This is a genomic window from Candidatus Tenderia electrophaga (assembly GCA_001447805.1).
Taxonomy (GTDB): domain Bacteria; phylum Pseudomonadota; class Gammaproteobacteria; order Tenderiales; family Tenderiaceae; genus Tenderia; species Tenderia electrophaga.
Genome location: CP013099.1, coordinates 812,235 through 830,468 on the forward strand (window position 1 = coordinate 812,235; position 18,234 = coordinate 830,468).

The 18,234-nt window shown below is 61.4% G+C and carries 17 protein-coding genes; 13 read left to right on the top strand and 4 right to left on the bottom strand.

Features of this window, described 5'->3' with window-relative positions; genetic code table 11:
* The 10 genes from murD (at nt 1) to Tel_03800 (ending at nt 11,205) form a co-directional block, all read left to right on the top strand.
* Complete coding sequence (gene murD, locus Tel_03755) at nt 1-1,353, top strand: UDP-N-acetylmuramoylalanine--D-glutamate ligase (GenBank protein ALP52328.1); 1,353 nt, start codon at nt 1-3, stop codon at nt 1,351-1,353.
* A complete protein-coding gene (locus tag Tel_03760; protein ALP52329.1) occupies nt 1,350-2,567 on the top strand; it encodes a cell division protein FtsW in 1,218 nt (405 codons plus the stop codon). Before murD ends, Tel_03760 begins: the two co-directional genes overlap by 4 nt.
* Complete coding sequence (gene murG, locus Tel_03765; GenBank protein ID ALP52330.1) at nt 2,564-3,658, top strand: UDP-N-acetylglucosamine--N-acetylmuramyl-(pentapeptide) pyrophosphoryl-undecaprenol N-acetylglucosamine transferase; 1,095 nt, start codon at nt 2,564-2,566, stop codon at nt 3,656-3,658. Before Tel_03760 ends, murG begins: the two co-directional genes overlap by 4 nt.
* Entirely contained in the window at nt 3,609-5,072 is a 1,464-nt protein-coding gene (gene murC / locus Tel_03770) for a UDP-N-acetylmuramate--alanine ligase (GenBank protein ID ALP52331.1), read from the top strand. The genes murG and murC overlap by 50 nt, the downstream gene beginning before the upstream one ends.
* Nucleotides 5,069-5,968, top strand: coding sequence for a UDP-N-acetylenolpyruvoylglucosamine reductase (locus Tel_03775; protein ALP52332.1), 900 nt, complete (start codon nt 5,069-5,071; stop codon nt 5,966-5,968). The genes murC and Tel_03775 overlap by 4 nt, the downstream gene beginning before the upstream one ends.
* Nucleotides 5,965-6,915 carry a D-alanine--D-alanine ligase gene (locus tag Tel_03780; protein ALP52333.1) on the top strand — a complete coding sequence of 317 codons (951 nt, stop codon included), beginning with the start codon at nt 5,965-5,967 and terminating at the stop codon, nt 6,913-6,915. Before Tel_03775 ends, Tel_03780 begins: the two co-directional genes overlap by 4 nt.
* Nucleotides 6,912-7,676, top strand: coding sequence for a hypothetical protein (locus Tel_03785; GenBank protein ID ALP52334.1), 765 nt, complete (start codon nt 6,912-6,914; stop codon nt 7,674-7,676). The genes Tel_03780 and Tel_03785 overlap by 4 nt, the downstream gene beginning before the upstream one ends.
* A gap of 41 nt (nt 7,677-7,717) precedes the next feature.
* Entirely contained in the window at nt 7,718-8,953 is a 1,236-nt protein-coding gene (locus Tel_03790) for a cell division protein FtsA (protein ALP52335.1), read from the top strand.
* Between the two features lie 32 nt (nt 8,954-8,985).
* Nucleotides 8,986-10,149: a cell division protein FtsZ gene (locus Tel_03795; protein ID ALP52336.1), complete on the top strand. Its 1,164-nt coding sequence runs from the start codon at nt 8,986-8,988 to the stop codon at nt 10,147-10,149.
* A 144-nt stretch (nt 10,150-10,293) separates the two neighbouring features.
* On the top strand, nt 10,294-11,205 hold the full coding sequence (locus Tel_03800; GenBank protein ALP52337.1) for a UDP-3-O-[3-hydroxymyristoyl] N-acetylglucosamine deacetylase: 912 nt from the start codon (nt 10,294-10,296) through the stop codon (nt 11,203-11,205).
* A gap of 88 nt (nt 11,206-11,293) precedes the next feature.
* On the opposite strand, the gene Tel_03805 is transcribed toward Tel_03800, so the two are convergent.
* A complete protein-coding gene (locus Tel_03805; protein ID ALP52338.1) occupies nt 11,294-11,743 on the bottom strand; it encodes a hypothetical protein in 450 nt (149 codons plus the stop codon).
* 52 nt (nt 11,744-11,795) lie between these two features.
* Between Tel_03805 and Tel_03810 the strand changes: the two genes are divergently transcribed.
* The 3 genes from Tel_03810 (at nt 11,796) to argJ (ending at nt 16,776) form a co-directional block, all read left to right on the top strand.
* Complete coding sequence (locus Tel_03810; protein ALP52339.1) at nt 11,796-12,725, top strand: hypothetical protein; 930 nt, start codon at nt 11,796-11,798, stop codon at nt 12,723-12,725.
* A gap of 125 nt (nt 12,726-12,850) precedes the next feature.
* Nucleotides 12,851-15,553, top strand: coding sequence for a preprotein translocase subunit SecA (secA, locus tag Tel_03815; GenBank protein ID ALP52340.1), 2,703 nt, complete (start codon nt 12,851-12,853; stop codon nt 15,551-15,553).
* Nucleotides 15,554-15,558: 5 nt separating this feature from the next.
* Nucleotides 15,559-16,776, top strand: a complete 1,218-nt coding sequence (gene argJ, locus Tel_03820) for an ornithine acetyltransferase (protein ALP52341.1) — start codon at nt 15,559-15,561, stop codon at nt 16,774-16,776.
* A gap of 142 nt (nt 16,777-16,918) precedes the next feature.
* Here the strand turns inward: argJ and rpmG are convergent, their stop codons facing one another.
* The 3 genes from rpmG to Tel_03835 all read right to left on the bottom strand — a co-directional run bounded on the left by rpmG (nt 16,919) and on the right by Tel_03835 (nt 18,185).
* Nucleotides 16,919-17,086: a 50S ribosomal protein L33 gene (rpmG, locus tag Tel_03825; GenBank protein ID ALP52342.1), complete on the bottom strand. Its 168-nt coding sequence runs from the start codon at nt 17,084-17,086 to the stop codon at nt 16,919-16,921.
* Nucleotides 17,087-17,098: 12 nt separating this feature from the next.
* Nucleotides 17,099-17,335, bottom strand: coding sequence for a 50S ribosomal protein L28 (rpmB, locus tag Tel_03830; GenBank protein ID ALP52343.1), 237 nt, complete (start codon nt 17,333-17,335; stop codon nt 17,099-17,101).
* A gap of 175 nt (nt 17,336-17,510) precedes the next feature.
* Complete coding sequence (locus tag Tel_03835; protein ID ALP52344.1) at nt 17,511-18,185, bottom strand: hypothetical protein; 675 nt, start codon at nt 18,183-18,185, stop codon at nt 17,511-17,513.
* Nucleotides 18,186-18,234: the final 49 nt, after the last annotated feature.

Genomic DNA, 18,234 nt, shown 5'->3' on the forward strand with positions numbered 1-18,234 from the left:
ATGGGACTGGCACTATTGCAACAGCAGGACACACATACCCTCGTCGTCGGTCTGGGCAAGACCGGGCTCTCCTGCGCCCGTTTTCTGGCGCGCCGGGGTGAGGCGGTGAGGGTGGTGGACAGTCGCGCCGAGCCGCCCATGCTGCGCGAATTGCAGCGTACGCTGCCGCAGGTGGATACCCGCTGCGGCGGTTTCGATGCCGAACTATTGAAACAGGCGCGCATGCTGGTGGTCAGCCCCGGCATCCCGCTCAGTGATCCGGCCATCGCCGCCGCCATGGCGGCCGGCGTGGAGGTGATCGGCGATATCGAACTCTTCGCCCGCCATGCCCGGGCGCCGGTGGTGGCGATTACCGGTTCCAACGGCAAGAGCACCGTCACCACCCTGCTGGGTGCGATGGCGCGGGACGCCGGCAAGGATGTGCGGGTGGGCGGCAACATCGGCACGCCGGCCCTGGAGCTGCTGCACAGGTCCGAGCCGGATCTGTATATATTGGAATTGTCCAGCTTCCAGCTGGAAACCACCCACAGTCTCACGCCCGCCGCGGCGGTGGTGCTCAATGTCAGCCAGGATCATCTCGATCGCTATGCCGGGATGCAAGAATACGGCGCTGCCAAGCGGCGTATCTATCGCGACGCCGCTATGAAGTTGATTAACCTGGATGACGCCCTGGTGGCCGCCTGGGAGGAGGATGATGAGGGCTGGCAGCGTTTTACCCTGCGCCAACCGCAACGTTGCGATGATTTCGGGCTAATCTCAAAGGATGACGGCCTGTGGCTGGCTAAAGGTGACAAGGCCCTGCTGCCGGTGACTGAGCTGAAATTGGCCGGTATGCACAATGTGGCCAACGCCCTGGCGGCCCTGGCGCTGGGGGACGGCATGGGGTTGTCCATGGCCTCCATGTTGAATACGCTGCGCCGTTTCGGGGGACTGCCCCATCGCTGCCAGTGGCTGATCCAGCGCGATGGAGTGAGTTGGTACAACGATTCCAAGGCCACCAATGTGGGCGCCGCGGTGGCGGCCATCAACGGCATGCCCGGCCAGGTGGTGCTGCTGGCCGGCGGCGAGGGCAAGGGGCAGGATTTCACGCCCCTGCGTAATGCCATGGCGGACAAAGGCCGCGCCGCGATCCTGTTTGGCCGCGATGCGGGAGTGATCGCTGCAGCGCTGGACCAGATCGTGCCGGTCGAACGGGTGACCACGCTGAGAGAGGCCGTGCGGGCGGCACAGGCCCTGGCCCAGCCGGGCGACACGGTGTTGTTGGCCCCGGCCTGCGCCAGCTTTGACATGTTCAAGGACTATGAGGATCGCGGCGCGCAATTCGCCGCCGCGGTTAAGGAGCGTCTGTCATGAGCGCCACCCGGTTAACCGCCACGACCCAAGCGCCGGCGGCGCCGTTGAAATACGATCCGCTGCTGCTGGGCAGTGGCGTGCTGTTGCTCGCGCTGGGGCTGGTGATGGTGGCCTCGGCCTCGCTGCATATCGCCGCAGAGGATTACGGCCAACCCTGGTTTTATACCCTGCGTCAGCTGGTGTTCATCGGTTTGGGTTTGGCGGCGGGCATGATCGTCTTCAGTATCCCGGTGGCGGTGTGGGAGAAACTGGGGCCCTGGCTGCTCCTGGCGGGCCTGGCCTTGTTGCTGCTGGTGCTGGTCCCCGGCGTCGGCCGCAGCGTCAATGGCGCCACCCGCTGGATCAACCTGGGTGTGTTCAATCTGCAGGTCTCTGAGCTGATGAAGTTGTTTGTCATCCTCTATCTGGCCGGCTACCTGGTGCGCCGCGGCGACGAGGTGCGCACCAGTTTCAAGGGCTTTCTTAAGCCGATGATCGTATTGTCGCTGGTGGCCCTGCTATTGCTGCTGGAGCCCGATTTCGGCGCCGCGGCGGTGATCATGGCCACCGCCCTGGCGATGATGTTCATCGGCGGCGTGCGGCTGTGGCAGTTCGGCCTGTTGCTGGCGCTGGTGGCGGCGGCCATGGCCGTGCTGGCCATCACCTCACCCTATCGCATGGAGCGCCTCACCACCTTTCTCAATCCCTGGGCCGATCCTTTCAACAGCGGCTTTCAATTGACCCAGGCGCTGATCGCCATCGGCCGCGGCGAGATCTGGGGTGTGGGACTGGGCGCCGGCGTACAGAAGCTGTTTTATCTGCCCGAGGCTCATACCGACTTCCTGTTCGCCGTGCTGGCCGAGGAATTCGGCCTGATCGGTTCCCTGCTGGTCATCGCCCTGTTTGTGGTATTCGTCATGCGCGCTTTCATCATCGCCCGTCAGGCGGAGTTGAAAGGCCAGCAGTTCGCCGCCTACCTGGCCTACGGTTTGGGCGTGTGGCTGGGCTTACAGGCCTTTATCAATATCGGCGTTAACATGGGCGTGTTGCCCACCAAGGGGCTGACCCTGCCGCTGATGAGTTACGGCGGCAGCAGTATCGTGGTGTGTTGCGTGGCGGTGGCCCTGCTGCTGCGCGTGGATTTCGAACAGCGCCGCAGCGCCCTCCAGGCCGAACGTCGCGCCGGCCGGCCTGACACCCGTCGGGTGAAACGGGAACGGAGGATCGGATCATGACGGCGCGCATCATGATCATGGCCGGCGGCACTGGTGGACACGTGTTTCCCGCCCTGGCGGTGGCCGAGGAACTGCGGGCGCGCGGCGCCGAGGTGTTTTGGCTCGGCACCCGTGGCGGCATGGAGGCGGAGTTGGTGCCCGCGGCGGGCATCGACATGGAGTGGATTTCCATCGCCGGCCTGCGCGGCAAAGGGCTGCTGGGTTGGCTGTTGGCGCCGCTGCGCCTGGCTAAGGCCGTGTCCCAGTCCTTGGAAGTCATCCTGCGCCGCCGGCCTATGGCGATCCTGGGCATGGGCGGGTTTGTCGCCGGGCCGGGCGGTGTGGTGAGCTGGCTGCTACGTAAGCCCTTGTTGATCCATGAGCAGAATGCCGTCGCCGGCATGACTAATCGGCTCTTGGCGCGGCTGGCCAGTCGCATCATGGAAGCATTTCCCGATACCTTCAAACACTCCGAGCGCGTTATCGCCACCGGCAATCCGGTGCGTGCCCAGATCGCCGATCTGCCGCAACCGGCACAGCGTTTCGCGGGACGCGCGGGCAGTCTGCGGCTGTTGGTCCTGGGTGGCAGCCTGGGTGCTCAGGCCCTCAATGAGATGGTGCCGCAGGCCCTGGCCATGATGCCCGCCGATCAACGTCCCGATGTCTGGCATCAGGCCGGTAAGCGCAATATCGATACGGCACTGCAACAATATACGGAATCGCAACTTGCGGGGCGGGTGGAGGCCTTCATCAGCGACATGGCCGAGGCCTACGCTTGGGCCGATCTGGTGTTGTGCCGCGCCGGTGCCCTGACAGTGTCCGAACTGGCGGCTGCGGGCGTAGGCGCCATGTTGGTGCCCTTTCCGTATGCGGTTGACGACCATCAGACGGCCAATGCCCGTTATCTCTGCGATAACGGTGCGGCCTTGCTGTTGCCGCAATCTGAATTGAGCGCCGCACGTCTGAAAGAGATCATTGCCGGATTCATGCGTGATTGCGCTGAGAATCAACGCGCCGAGCTGCAGCAAATGGCCGACAAGGCGCGCGCCCTTGCCAAGCCCTATGCCGCCCAGCAGGTGGCTGACCTGTGCATGGAGGCAAGCAATGAGTAATTCCGCCATGCGCCGTATCAAGCATATCCACCTGGTCGGCATCGGCGGCGCCGGCATGGGCGGCATCGCTGAGGTGCTGCACAACCTGGGGTATCAGGTGAGCGGTTCCGACTTGGGGCATAACGCCATGACCCGTCACCTGGCCGGGCTGGGCATCCGCATCGATCACGACCACAAGGGTGGCAATGTGCAGGACTGCGATGCGCTGGTGATTTCCTCGGCGGTGAAACAGGACAACCCGGAGGTCGTGGCGGCCCACGAACGCCGTATCCCGGTGGTGCCGCGCGCCGAGATGCTGGCCGAGCTGATGCGTTTTCGTTTCGGTATCGCCGTGGCCGGCACCCATGGCAAGACCACTACCACCAGTCTGATCGCCAGTCTGCTGGGCGAGGCGGAGCTGGACCCTACCTTCGTCATCGGCGGGCGGCTCAACAGTGCCGGCACCAACGCCCGGCTCGGCAGCGGCGAATATCTGGTGGCCGAGGCGGACGAGAGCGACGCCTCGTTTCTGTATCTGCAACCGGTGTTTGCGGTGGTGACCAATGTGGATGTGGACCACATGTCTACCTACGGCGGCGACTACAACAAGCTGCGCCGTACCTTCATCGAGTTTCTGCATCACCTGCCCTTCTACGGCTTGGCGGTGGTCTGTGTGGATGACTCGGGCGTGCGCGAGGTGATGGATGAGTGTCCCCGCCCCATGCTCACCTACGGCTTCAGTGAGGCGGCCGATCTGCGCGCCAGCAACGTCAAGCAGCAGGGCAATACCACCACATTTACGGTGAGTCGGGCGGGGCATGCGGATCTGGATATCAGTCTCAACATGGCTGGCCATCACAATGTTCTGAACGCCCTGGCGGCCATTGCCGTGGCCCAGGAGCTGGCGGTGCAAGACGCGGTAATCGTGCGCGCCCTGGCCGGTTTTCAGGGTATCGGACGGCGCTTCCAAATTAACGGCGAAGTACAAACCGCCAAGGGCAAGGCGTTGCTCATCGACGATTACGGTCATCACCCGCGCGAAGTGGCGGCCACGTTGCAAGCCATTCGTGCCGGCTGGCCGGGACGGCGCTTGGTGGTGGCCTTTCAGCCGCACCGCTACAGCCGCACGCGTGATCTGTTTGAGGACTTCACCATGGTGCTCTCCGAGGTGGATGCGCTGGTGTTGCTGGAGGTCTACAGCGCCGGTGAAGAGCCCATCGCCGGCGCCGACGGGCGCAGTCTGGCGCGTGCCATCCGCACCCGTGGCCAGGTGGACCCGGTGTTCATCGAAAACGTCGATGATCTGGCTCACGCCTTGGCAGGGGTGATCCAGGACCAGGACATCGTGCTCACTCTGGGTGCCGGCAATATCGGCATGGCGGCGGCACAACTGGTACAGCAGTTGGCGCACCAGTCGCAGGGGGAGTCGGCATGATGGCGGCGATGCAGCACACATACCGCGGCACGCTGAAGCGCAACGAGCCCATGGCGCGCCACACCAGCTGGCGCGTCGGCGGCCCGGCCGAGCGCTATTATGAGCCGGCCGATCTGGATGACTTGGCCGAGTTCCTGGCCCAGTTGCCCGAGCACGAGCCGCTTACCTGGGTTGGGCTGGGCAGCAACCTGTTGGTGCGCGACGGCGGCGTCCGCGGCACGGTGATCATGACCAGCGGCCTGCTGAAGCAGATGGAGCTATTGGACCAGGGCTTGGTGCGCGCCGAGGCCGGCGTGGCCTGCGCCAAGGTGGCGCGTTTCTGCGCCCGCCATCACCTCACCGGGGCCGAGTTTCTGGCCGGTATCCCAGGCACCATGGGCGGCGCCCTAGCCATGAATGCCGGCGCCTTCGGCGGTGAGACCTGGCGGCATGTGGCGGCGGTCGAGACCTTGGATCGCCGCGGTGTCCGGCATCTACGTCGGCCTGAAGAATTTCAGGTCAGCTATCGCCGCGTCGTGGGTGTCAGCGGCGAGTGGTTCGTGGCCGCGCATTTGCGTTTACACCGCGGCGACACGGACACCGCCAGTGGCCGTATTAAAGAATTGTTGGAGCGGCGGGGCGCCACCCAGCCCATCGGCCTGCCCAGCTGCGGGTCGGTGTTCCGCAATCCGCAAGGTGATCATGCCGCGCGTCTGATCGAGGCCTGCGGTTTGAAGGGGGTCTGCATCGGCGGCGCCTGTGTCTCGGAAAAACACGCCAATTTCATCATTAATACCGGCAACGCCACGGCGGCGGACATCGAGGCCCTGATGGCGAAGGTGGCGGCCGAGGTGGAAAGCCGCCACGGCGTGCGGCTGGTGCGTGAAGTGCACATCATCGGGGAGGCTGGGGCATGAGTTTGGCGCCATCGCACATCACTGATCCCAAGCATTTCGGCAAGGTGGCGGTGCTCATGGGCGGCCGTTCCGCCGAACGCGAGATCTCGCTCAAGAGCGGTGCCGCCGTGCTGCGCGCTTTGCAGGAGAAAGGGGTGGACGCCCATGAGTTGGATGTCTCGGACAATGTGCTGATGGACCTGCGCGCCGGCGACTATGATCGCGCCTTCATTATCCTGCACGGCCGTGGCGGCGAAGACGGTGTCATGCAGGGGGCGCTGGAGACTATCGGTATGCCCTATACCGGCAGTGGTGTGCTGGGCTCGGCCCTGGGTATGGACAAGCTGCGCTGCAAACAGCTGTGGCAGGGGGCGGGCATGAGTACGCCGCCCTATGCAGTGGTGAACGAGGCCAGCGATTTCGCGCGCATCGTCGAAGCGCTGGGTCTGCCGCTGATTGTCAAACCGTCCCGTGAGGGGTCCAGTATCGGCATGACCAAGGTCGCTGATCCGGCGCAACTGGCGCATGCGGTGCGCCAGGCGGCGGCGCTGGATGACAGCGTTATCGTCGAGGCCTGGATCAGCGGACCCGAGTATACCGTGGCCGTTCTGAACGGTGTGGCGCTGCCCGCCATCCGCCTGGAGACGCCGCGCGATTTTTATGACTTCGAGGCCAAGTATCAGGCCGACGACACCCGCTATCACTGCCCCTGCGGTCTGGATGAATTGCACGAGCGCGAATTGCAGCGCCTCGCTGTCGAGGCGTTCGGCTTGGTCGGTGCCAGTGGCTGGGGACGGGTGGATTTCATGAGCGACGCCGCCGGGCGATGTTACCTGCTGGAGGTGAATACCGTGCCCGGCATGACGGATCACAGCCTGGTGCCCATGGCGGCGCGGGCGGCCGGTATGCGTTTCGCGGATTTGGTATGGCGGATTTTGGAAACCTCGTTTCGGGAGGGCAAACGATGAAGATCATTTCACGTAAGGCCAAGAAGACCAATCGTCGCATTCCGCAATCGCAGCCCCAGGTGCGGCACTGGGGCTTGAGTCCGCGCCTGCTCACCCTGGGTGGCGTCGTGTTGCTGCTGGCAGTGGCCGGCTACGCCATCTGGCTGAAGTTGATGGACCCCAACACCCTGCCCTTGAAACAAGTGCAGCTGGAAGCACCCTTTAACAAGGTTTCCAAGCAGTTGCTGTATGAAGTGGTCAGCAGCAGAATCGATGGCGGTTTCTTCAGCCTGGATGTGGCCAGGGTCACCACGGCGCTGAATGAGCTGCCCTGGGTCAGCCATGTGGACGTGCGGCGCATCTGGCCGGACACCTTGCACGTCACGGTGAACGAACAAGTGGCCTTGGCGCGTTGGCGCGACCAGGCCTTGGTGAATGTCAACGGCGAGTTGTTTTATCCGGTCCCGGAGACCTTTCCCAAGCATCTGGTTGAGCTGAACGGCCCGGAAGATACGGTGACCTTGATGGCGCAGCAGTTTCATCGGTTCCACGAAACCCTACAACAGGGCGGCTTGCGCATGCAGCGCATCCATCTAAGCGAGCGCCGCGCCTGGGAGTTGGAATTGAGCAACAACACGGTGATTGCCTTAGGGCGTGACGAGGTGGTGCAGCGACTGCAGCGCTTCGTGCGGTTTTATCCCCAGCTGCTGGCCCAGACCAACGCGGTGCGGCGGGTGGATATGCGCTACACCAACGGCTTTGCCGTGCAGTGGCGGGGGTAACCCCTGTGCTCACTGAAATAAACACTAAAGAGAGCGTTTAGATGTCGAAAAGGGCGGAAAAAAATCTGATTGTCGGTTTGGATATAGGCACCTCTAAGGTGGTCGCCATCGTCGCCGAGGTGTCGGCCGATAGCGGCATGGAGGTGATCGGCATCGGCTCCCATCCGTCACGCGGGTTGAAAAAAGGGGTGGTGGTCAATATCGAGTCGACGGTGCAATCCATTCAGCGGGCGGTGGAAGAGGCCGAGCTGATGGCCGGTTGTCAAATTCATTCGGTCTATGCCGGGATCGCCGGCAGTCACATCCGCAGCCTCAACTCCCACGGTATCGTCGCCATTCGCGACACCGAAGTGAATCAAAGCGATGTGGAGCGTGTCATCGATGCCGCGCGCGCCGTGGCCATTCCGGCCGATCAGAAAATCCTCCATATCCTGCCGCAGGAATTCATCATCGACAAACAGGAAGGTATTCGTGAGCCGGTCGGTATGTCCGGCGTGCGGCTGGAAGCCAAGGTGCACATGGTCACCGGCGCGGTGAGCGCGGCGCAGAACATCGTCAAGTGCGTGCGTCGCTGCGGTCTGGAGGTGGATGACATCATCCTCGAGCAGCTGGCGTCCAGTTATTCGGTGCTCACGGATGATGAAAAGGAGCTGGGTGTGTGTCTGGTGGATATCGGCGGCGGCACCACCGATATCGCCGTATTCACCGATGGCGCGATTCGCCATACCGCGGTGATTCCCATCGCCGGCGATCAAGTCACCAACGACATCGCCGTGGCGCTGCGAACACCGACGCAGTACGCCGAAGAGATCAAGATCAAATACGCCTGCGCTCTGACGCAACTGGCCAGTCCGCAAGAGACCATCGAAGTGCCAAGCGTCGGAGACCGACCGCCGCGGCGTCTGGCGCGCCAGACCCTGGCGGAGGTGGTCGAGCCACGTTACGAAGAATTGCTCAGTCTGATCCAGGCCGAGCTGCGCCGTAGCGGCTTCGAGGATTTGATTGCCGCCGGCATTGTCATGACCGGCGGCAGTTCAAAGATGGAAGGGGTGGTGGAGTTGGCGGAGGAGATTTTCCACATGCCGGTGCGTCTGGGTTCGCCCCAATATGTCACCGGTCTGGTGGATGTAGTGCGGAATCCTATTTATGCCACCGGTGTCGGCCTGCTGTTGTTCGGCGATCAACACCGCGGCGATCGCGGCGGCGATTCGGTGGTAGGGGGAGGTACAAAGGGCGTTTGGGAACGAATGAGAAATTGGTTTAAGGGAAATTTTTAACAGCATTGACAAGTAATCAGGAGGTTACAGACATGTTTGAATTAATGGATACCTACACACAAAACGCAGTCATCAAAGTGCTGGGTGTTGGTGGCGGCGGTGGCAACGCCGTTGAACACATGGTGGCGGCCAATATCGAAGGGGTGGATTTCATCACCGCCAATACCGATGCACAGGCCTTGAAAAAGTCATCGTCCAAGACGGTGTTGCAGCTTGGTTCGGGGATCACCAAGGGGCTGGGCGCCGGCGCCGATCCCGACATCGGGCGTAAGGCGGCGCTGGAAGACCGCGAGCGCATCATCGAGATGATCGACGGCGCCGATATGCTGTTCATTACCGCCGGCATGGGTGGCGGCACCGGCACCGGGGCGGCGCCAGTGGTAGCACAGCTGGCCAAGGAATTGGGCATCCTCACCGTGGCCGTGGTCACCCGTCCGTTTAGCTTCGAAGGCAATAAACGCAATAGCGTCGCCGATGAAGGGATCAAAGAGCTGGGTCAGTACGTCGATTCCCTGATCACCATTCCCAATGAAAAGCTGCTCCATGTGCTGGGCAAGAACGTCTCGCTGTTACAAGCGTTCGCGTCTGCCAATGATGTGCTGCTGGGCGCGGTGCAGGGCATCGCCGAGTTGATTACCCGCCCAGGTCTGATCAACGTCGATTTCGCCGACGTGCGCACCGTGATGTCCGAGATGGGCATGGCCATGATGGGCTCCGGCAAGGCCAGCGGCGAAGACCGTGCGCGCGAGGCGGCCGAGATGGCGGTCGCCAGCCCGCTGCTGGAAGATATCGACTTGGCCGGTGCCCGCGGCATTCTGGTCAACGTCACCGCCGGGCTGGATATGTCCATCGGTGAATTCGAAGAAGTGGGTAATACCATTAAAGAATTCGCCTCCGAGAACGCTACCGTCGTAGTCGGCACCGTCATCGATCCGGATATGGCCGACGAGCTGCGCGTCACCGTGGTGGCCACCGGGCTGGGGCAGGCCCCCGCGGCGGCCGAGGCGCCGGTCAAGCTGGTCTATCAGAGCCAGCAGGAAAAGGCCGAGGTCGCCAAGGAGACCAAGTACGAGGACTATGAGCGTCCCACCGTGATGCGGGCTCAGGGTGCGACCGCCGTCAAGACGGCCGCGGCCGATGATAGCAGTCTGGATTATCTGGATATCCCGGCCTTCTTGCGGCGCCAGGCGGACTAACCGAGCTTGGATGGTTGTCTCAATTTGGCGACAAGGCTGTCGTCACAGGGTGGATAAAATGTGCTATTCTTGCCCGCATTTGTTACCGCCCTGTGACAAGGTGTGGTTTTTTTACCGCGCGATTTCGGAGTGAACGGCCAGTTAATGATTAAGCAGCGTACCTTAAAAAATGTGATTCGGGCCACGGGTGTTGGCCTGCATACGGGTGAAAAGATCTATCTGACCCTGCGCCCCGCGCCGGCCGATGCGGGGATCGTGTTTCGCCGGGTTGATCTCGACCCTGCGGTGGAGATTCCGGCGCGCGCCGAAAACGTCGGCGATACGCGCTTGTCCACGACCTTGATTCAAGACGGCGTGCGCATTTCCACGGTCGAACACCTGCTCTCGGCCATGGCGGGTCTGGGGATCGATAATGCCATTATCGATTTGAGTGCGCCGGAAGTGCCGATCATGGATGGCAGCGCCGGGCCGTTTGTCTTCCTGTTGCAGTCCGCCGGGGTGCAGGAGCAGGACGCACCTAAGCGCTTTATCCGTATTAAACGCCCCGTTCTGGTGGAGGACGATGATAAGTGGGCCAAGTTTGAGCCGTTTGACGGCTTCAAGGTTTCGTTCAGCATCGATTTCGATCATCCCGCCTTTCACGGCCGCGCCAAGCAGGCGACTATCGATTTTTCCACGACCTCGTTCGTGAAAGAAGTCAGTCGTGCCCGTACGTTTGGTTTTATGCGCGACATCGAGGCCCTGCGCGCCAACAATCTGGCGCTGGGCGGCAGTATGGAAAACGCTATCGTGGTGGACGATTACCGCATTCTCAATGATGATGGGCTGCGCTACGAAGACGAATTCGTCAAACACAAGGTCCTGGACGCCATCGGCGATCTTTACCTGCTGGGGCGCAGCCTGATCGGGGCCTTTAGTGGCCATAAATCGGGCCACGCCCTGAATAATCAGCTGCTCAGAACCCTGATGGCGCAGGAGGATGCCTGGGAACTGGTGACCTTCGAAGATGGCGAGCAGGCACCCATTTCCTTTATGCAGCCCTTGCTGGCGACTTGAGAGTCGTAATTTAGACATTAGTCGCACTTTTCTTTGTCAGCGGCCATCAAGCAACTCATTGAATAGCCGTTGAATAATAATGTATGCATTAAGCTTGGTTACGGCCGTGTTGTGACAGCCGCCTCAGGGCATTTTTGAGCTTGGGGTCGGTGATGGCTTCGGCTAACTCGGCAATCAAGCGGGACGATTGTGATGACAGGCGCGGCCGGCGTTGGCTGTTGGATTGAGGCCGTTGTGGTTGGGTGGTGGGCACGACCTGACTAACGACCGATTTTATCCTAAAATCATGATAGGCTTTGATAATTTTGGGATGCAACAGGCGCAAACGGGTGGCCCAGGCCGGCGACGAGACTAGGATCACGAGTCGGTCTCGGTCAAGCGCGGCGATGCTGCACTGGCGCGCCAAGGGTGTGGGCAGCAAGTGTTGCAAGCGTGCGTTGAGGACGCGCAGATTGTCGATGCGGCGCATGAGTTGTCGCAGACCGGCGCTGGATTGGTCGGCTGCCAGGATGTTTTTGACTGAGGTCGGTGATTTCAAAGCTGACTTCCTGATCAACGAATGACTAAGGACGGAGCTAAGCGGCGAAATTATGGGTATCATTTTAATACCGAAAAGCTCGAAAGGCGTGGCACGAAGAGTTAGCCGCCGCGCCGCATTGTTGATGATATCAGCCTTGCTACTGACTGTGCCCGCCGCCACATTATTCACCGGTTATTATTTGGGCTTGCATAATACCGCCGAGCAGAAAGAGATGCTCTCCGCCGGATTGCGTGCCGAGTTGGAGCAGCAGCGCCGGGAACTGGATGCCAGCAAACAGCGCGCCCAGGAAAATATTAATGCGCTGACTTTGCGTCTGGCGCAGCTGCAATCCCGCGTGGTGCGGCTCGATGCCATGGGTGAGCGGCTCACCGAGATGGCCCAGCTGGACAAGGGCGAGTTCGATTTTCAGACGGCTCCCGCCCAGGGGGGGCCGGCCGCCGATGACTTGCTGGCACAGGCGGATCTGGATGATTTCATGGCGTCCTTCCAGGATTTGAGCAAACAGCTGGATGATCGCGAGCAGCAATTGGCGGTATTGGAATCCATGTTGATGACGCGCAACCTGGAAGACGAGGTGTTTCCCGCCGGCTTCCCGGCGGAAAAAGGTTGGGTTTCTTCATTTTTCGGCACCCGTACCGATCCCTTTACCGGCCGCCCGGCGCGTCATGAGGGGGTGGATATCGCCGGCAAGCTGGGCACCAAGATTCTGGCCGTTGCCGCCGGCGTCGTGACCTGGTCCGGCGACCGTTACGGGTACGGCACCATGGTCGAGATCAACCACGGCAACGGTTATATCACCCGTTACGCGCATCATAGCGAGAACCTGGTTGAGGTGGGGGACACGGTCAAAAAGGGCCAGGCGATCGGCCTGATGGGGTCCAGCGGTCGTTCCACAGGTCCGCATGTGCATTTCGAGGTTCTGCGTCATGGCCGGGTGGTCGATCCGATCAAGTATGTGCGTAGTAGCGCCCGTCGCTAGAGCGACGGAACTCTTTTCCCTCAAAATCATCTAGTTTATTTTCTAAATAGGGCGATTTGTTTTATGATCGCTCTGCGATGCGCAGTCCGTGCGCGCTTATATTTTGACAAGATTTCTAGGGGCCAATGGTTACTAAGTTATTGAAAAAAGTCTTCGGCAGTCGCAATGAGCGGCTGTTGAAGCGCATGCAAAAGGTCGTCTTGCAGGTCAATGCGCTGGAGGATGGGATCGCCGCCTTGGCGGATGACGAGCTCAAGGCCAAGAGCGCCGAGTTTCGTCAGCGTCTGGCGGACGGCACCAACCTGGAGGCCATTCTGCCAGAGGCCTTTGCCGTGGTGCGCGAGGCCGGCAAGCGCGCCTTGGGCATGCGCCACTACGATGTTCAGCTCATTGGTGCCATGGTCCTGAACGAGGGCAACATCGCTGAGATGCGCACCGGCGAGGGGAAGACCTTGGTGGCCACCCTGGCGGTTTATCTCAATGCCCTGGAAGGCAAGGGTGTGCACGTCATCACCGTCAACGATTACCTGGCCCAGCGCGACGCCAAGTGGATGGGGCAGGTGTACGAATTCCTGGGTATGACGGTCGGCGTAATCCTGTCCGGCCAGGATACCGAGGCGAAACGTGCCGCCTATGCCGCGGACATCACCTACGGCACCAATAACGAATACGGTTTCGACTACCTGCGCGACAACATGGCCTTCCGCGTTACCGACAAGGTGCAGCGCGAACTCAATTTCGCCGTGGTGGACGAGGTGGACTCCATCCTCATCGACGAGGCGCGCACGCCGCTGATTATCTCGGGGCCGACCGACGACAACTCCGAGCTCTACGTCAAGATGAACACGCTCATTCCTAATTTGGTGAAGCAGGAGGAGGAAGAGGGGCCGGGTGATTATTCCGTGGACGAAAAGGCCAAGCAGGTATTCCTCACCGAAGAGGGCCACCAGAAGGTGGAAGAGATGCTGCTCCAGAACGACCTGTTGCAAGAAGGCGAGAGCCTCTATGACGCCGCCAACATCGCCCTCATGCACCATCTCAATGCCGCATTGCGCGCCCATGCCTTGTTCCAGCGTGACGTGGATTACATTGTCCAGAACGGCGAGATCGTCATCGTTGACGAATTCACCGGCCGCACCATGCCCGGGCGACGCTGGTCCGACGGCCTGCACCAGGCCATCGAGGCCAAGGAGGGGGTGAAGATCCAAAACGAGAACCAGACCCTGGCCTCCATCACCTTCCAGAACTATTTCCGCCTTTACAACAAACTTGCCGGCATGACCGGCACCGCCGACACCGAGGCCTACGAATTTCAGGAAATCTACGGTCTGGAAGTGGTGGTGATCCCGCCCAACAAGCCGACCCAACGCAACGATATGGGCGACCTGGTCTACCTCAACCAGCAGGACAAATTCAACGCCATTCTCGAGGACATCAAGGATTGCCACGGCCGCGGCCAGCCGGTGCTGGTGGGCACCACCTCCATCGAGGTCTCCGAGCTGTTGTCGGGCGTTTTGAGCAAAAGCAAGATCAAACACGAGGTGCTTAACGCCAAGCAGCATGCGCGCGAAGCCGAGATCGTGGCCCAGGCGGGCAGCCCCGCTGCGGTCACCATCGCCACCAACATGGCCGGCCGCGGGACCGACATCGTCCTGGGCGGCAGTCTCGATGTCGAGTTGGAAAAGGTTGACGCCGGTGATGAGGTGGCGGTCAAGCGTATTCGTTCCGAATGGCAGCAGCGTCACGATCAGGTGCTGGAGGCCGGCGGCCTGCACATCATCGGCACCGAGCGCCATGAATCACGCCGCATTGACAACCAGCTGCGCGGCCGCTCCGGGCGCCAGGGCGACCCCGGCTCCTCACGCTTTTATCTGTCGCTGCAAGACAACCTGATGCGCATCTTCGCCTCTGATCGTGTCTCTTCGATCATGCAGAAACTGGGTATGGAAGAAGGCGAGGCCATCGAACACCCCTGGGTGAGCAAGGCCATCGAGAACGCCCAACGTAAGGTCGAGGGGCACAACTTCGATATTCGTAAGCAACTCCTCGAATACGACGATGTGGCCAACGACCAGCGCAAGGTGATCTACGAACAACGCAACGAATTAATGGCCTCGGACGATATCTCCGACGCCATCAAGGGCATCCGCCACGACGTGGTCAACGAGGTCATCAGCAGCTTCGTGCCGCCGCAGAGTCTCGAGGAACAATGGGATGTACCCGGTTTGGAGCAGGCCCTTGAGCATGAATTCGGCCAACGCATGCCCATACAGCAATGGTTGGATGAAGACGACGAACTGCACGAAGAGACCCTGCGCCAGCGCATCCTGGACGAGATCGAGGCGGCCTACCAGAAGAAAGAGGAACAGGCCGGCAGCGAGGTGCTGCGCCATTTCGAAAAGGCGGTGATGCTGCAGGTGCTCGACACCCAGTGGAAGGACCATCTGGCGGCTATGGACTATCTGCGCCAGGGTATCCACCTGCGCGGCTATGCCCAGAAAAACCCCAAGCAGGAATATAAACGCGAAGCCTTCGAGATGTTTACCCAATTGCTGGAGCGCATCAAGCACGAGGTGGTGAGTATCATCTCCAAGGTGCAAGTGCAGACCCAGGCCGATGTGGAAGCGGTGGACGAGCAGCGCCGCAGCCAAGGCAAGATGCAGTTCCAGCATGCCCAGGCCTCGGCCCTGCCGGACGCCGACGTCGAGGCGGACCAAGGCGAGCACCCTGAACCCTTTGTGCGTGAAGGCCGCAAGGTCGGTCGCAACGAGCCCTGTCCCTGTGGTTCGGGCAAAAAGTATAAACAGTGCCACGGTAGGCTGAGCTGATTACCATGCCGGTCGGCCTGTCTGGGTTGCCCGAATTGCTGCCGGTCAGCGGGGTACGTTGGGGCGTGGCCGAGGCCGCCATCAAACGCCCCGGGCGCAATGACGTGGCCCTGATGGAGATCGCGCCGGATTCAAGCGCGGCGGCGGTTTATACCCGCAATGCCTTCTGTGCCGCGCCGGTGAGCGTGGCCAAGCGCCATGGTGCCGCCCAGGCCACGCGTTATCTCCTTATCAACAGCGGCAATGCCAATGCCGGTACCGGCGCGCCCGGCCTGCAGGCGGCGCTGGACAGCTGTCGCGCCGTCGCTGAGCTGGGCCACTGTCAGCCCGAGGCGGTATTGCCCTTTTCCACCGGTGTCATCGGTGAACCCCTGCCGCTGGAGCGTATCCGCCGGGCCCTGCCTCAGGCGCTCGCCGGTCTGAGCGAGCAGGGCTGGGAAGCGGCCGCCCGCGCCATTATGACCACCGACATCGTGCCCAAAGGTATCTCCAAGCAGCTCGTGCTGAACGGCAAGCGCGTCACCATCACCGGCATCGCCAAAGGATCGGGCATGATCAGACCGGACATGGCCACCATGCTGGCCTATCTGGCCACCGACGCCGGTGTGGCGCAGGCGCTTTTGCAACAAACCCTGCGGCAGGCCGCCGACCGTTCATTCAACAGCATCACCGTGGATGGCGACACCTCCACCAATGACGCCTGTGTGCTGGTGGCGACAGGCCAGGCGGGGGTGACGTTTGCATCTGAAACCGATGCCGGATTCGCCGAGTTCGACGCCGCCGTCACCCAGGTGTGTCAGGCCCTGGCCCAGGCCATCGTGCGCGATGGCGAGGGGGCGACCAAATTTATCACCATCGATGTCCAAGGCGGGCGCGACACGGCCGAGTGTCGCCAGGTGGCCTACGCCGTGGCCCACTCACCGCTGGTGAAGACTGCGTTTTTCGCCTCCGACCCCAACTGGGGACGCATCCTGGCGGCGGTGGGGCGTGCTGGGCTGGACGGGCTCGACGTGGACAAGGTCACCCTCCATCTGGGTGATGTATGTATCGCTAGAGGCGGCGGCCGCGCCGCCGACTATACCGAGGCGGCCGGTCAGGCGGTGATGCGCGAAGCGGAGATCACCATTACCATTGCACTGGGACGGGGCAGTGCCGAGGCCCGGGTGTGGACCACCGACCTGTCCTACGATTACGTCAAGATCAACGCCGAATACAGAACCTGATTGTAGGGTGCGCACCGCGCACCATTCATTGTCTGATTGGTACTATCCCCGACGTTGCGGCGCGCTATGCGCACCCTACGACGCCCGGCGGACAATAAAAAACCCGCCGCGGCGGGTTTTTTATTGCGATCAAGCGGCTTGATTACTTGATCTTGGCTTCCTTATACATCACATGTTTGCGCACCACGGGATCGAACTTCTTGATCTCCATCTTTTCAGGCATATTGCGCTTGTTTTTGTCGGTGGTGTAGAAGTGACCGGTGCCGGCAGAGGACACCAGTCGGATCTTTTCACGTGCACTCTTCGCCATGATTCTGTCTCCTTAAATCTTTTCGCCGCGGGCACGGATCTCGGCCAGCACGCTATCGATGCCGCGTTTGTCGATGATGCGCATCCCGTGCGACGAAACACGCAGTTTCACCCAACGCTTTTCGCCCTCCACCCAGAAACGGTGGCTGTGAAGGTTGGGCAGAAAACGGCGCTTGGTCTTGTTGTTGGCGTGGGAGACGTTGTTCCCGACCATCGGGCGCTTGCCCGTAACCTGACATACTCTCGACATGAGTCTTTCTCCAAAATGAATTCTTTTGACGCTGCTGCGGCGCAGGAAGGGCGAATTTATACCAGATTCAGGGGGGTGGTTTCAAGTAAAAAGCTGTTTTGGCAGGAAAATAATTCCCCGCAGGGCACACGTCCGAGGCGATACACTGCCAAAACAAGCGCTTAACCCGCGTTCGTCAGAGCAGGCCGTTTTCGGCAAACGAGGTCAGCTCCCCGTCGCCGACCACGAAATGATCCAGCAGGCGGATGTCCACCAGCCCCAGGGCCTCTTGCAGGCGGCGGGTGATCTGGCGGTCGGCCTGGCTGGGTTCGGCGATGCCGGAGGGGTGATTGTGGGCCAGGATCACCGCCGCGGCATTGTGGTGCAGGGCGCGCTTGACCACCTCGCGGGGATAGACACTGGCACCGTCAATGGTACCGACGAACAGTTCTTCGAAATGAATCACCCGATGGCGGTTGTCCAGGAACAGACCGGCGAATACCTCATGGGGGTAATCGCGCAGCCGGGCGCAGAGAAAGCGACGCGTGTCGTGTGGGCTGGTGAGGGCGTCGCCGCGGCGCAGCCGTTCGTCCAGGTGGCGCCGGCCCATCTCCAGGGTGGCCTGCAGTTGTACGAATTTGGCTGTGCCCAGGCCCTTGGCGCGGCAGAAGCTTGCTTGGTTGGCCTCGAGCAGGGCGCGCAGACCGCCGAATTCGTCCAACAGCTCGCGCGCCAGGTCCACGGCGGTCTTGCCGGGAATGCCGGTGCGCAGGAAGATGGCCAGCAGTTCCGCGTCCGACAAGGCCGCCGGGCCCCGTTGTACGAGCTTTTCACGCGGCCGCTCGTCCGCCGGCCAATCGGTAATCGCCATGTGCCTACACCTCCCTCGAATCGACTGTTTTGCTTCGATTTATCCCCCC

Bases quoted from the DNA above. Each gene is read 5' to 3' on its own strand.
- murD (ALP52328.1), top strand. From the start codon at position 1: ATGGGACTGGCACTATTGCAACAGCAGGACACACATACCCTCGTCGTC.
- Tel_03760 (ALP52329.1), top strand. From the start codon at position 1,350: ATGAGCGCCACCCGGTTAACCGCCACGACCCAAGCGCCGGCGGCGCCG.
- murG (ALP52330.1), top strand. From the start codon at position 2,564: ATGACGGCGCGCATCATGATCATGGCCGGCGGCACTGGTGGACACGTG.
- murC (ALP52331.1), top strand. From the start codon at position 3,609: ATGCCGCCCAGCAGGTGGCTGACCTGTGCATGGAGGCAAGCAATGAGT.
- Tel_03775 (ALP52332.1), top strand. From the start codon at position 5,069: ATGATGGCGGCGATGCAGCACACATACCGCGGCACGCTGAAGCGCAAC.
- Tel_03780 (ALP52333.1), top strand. From the start codon at position 5,965: ATGAGTTTGGCGCCATCGCACATCACTGATCCCAAGCATTTCGGCAAG.
- Tel_03785 (ALP52334.1), top strand. From the start codon at position 6,912: ATGAAGATCATTTCACGTAAGGCCAAGAAGACCAATCGTCGCATTCCG.
- Tel_03790 (ALP52335.1), top strand. From the start codon at position 7,718: ATGTCGAAAAGGGCGGAAAAAAATCTGATTGTCGGTTTGGATATAGGC.
- Tel_03795 (ALP52336.1), top strand. From the start codon at position 8,986: ATGTTTGAATTAATGGATACCTACACACAAAACGCAGTCATCAAAGTG.
- Tel_03800 (ALP52337.1), top strand. From the start codon at position 10,294: ATGATTAAGCAGCGTACCTTAAAAAATGTGATTCGGGCCACGGGTGTT.
- Tel_03810 (ALP52339.1), top strand. From the start codon at position 11,796: ATGGGTATCATTTTAATACCGAAAAGCTCGAAAGGCGTGGCACGAAGA.
- secA (ALP52340.1), top strand. From the start codon at position 12,851: ATGGTTACTAAGTTATTGAAAAAAGTCTTCGGCAGTCGCAATGAGCGG.
- argJ (ALP52341.1), top strand. From the start codon at position 15,559: ATGCCGGTCGGCCTGTCTGGGTTGCCCGAATTGCTGCCGGTCAGCGGG.
- rpmG (ALP52342.1), bottom strand. From the start codon at position 17,086: ATGGCGAAGAGTGCACGTGAAAAGATCCGACTGGTGTCCTCTGCCGGC.
- rpmB (ALP52343.1), bottom strand. From the start codon at position 17,335: ATGTCGAGAGTATGTCAGGTTACGGGCAAGCGCCCGATGGTCGGGAAC.
- Tel_03835 (ALP52344.1), bottom strand. From the start codon at position 18,185: ATGGCGATTACCGATTGGCCGGCGGACGAGCGGCCGCGTGAAAAGCTC.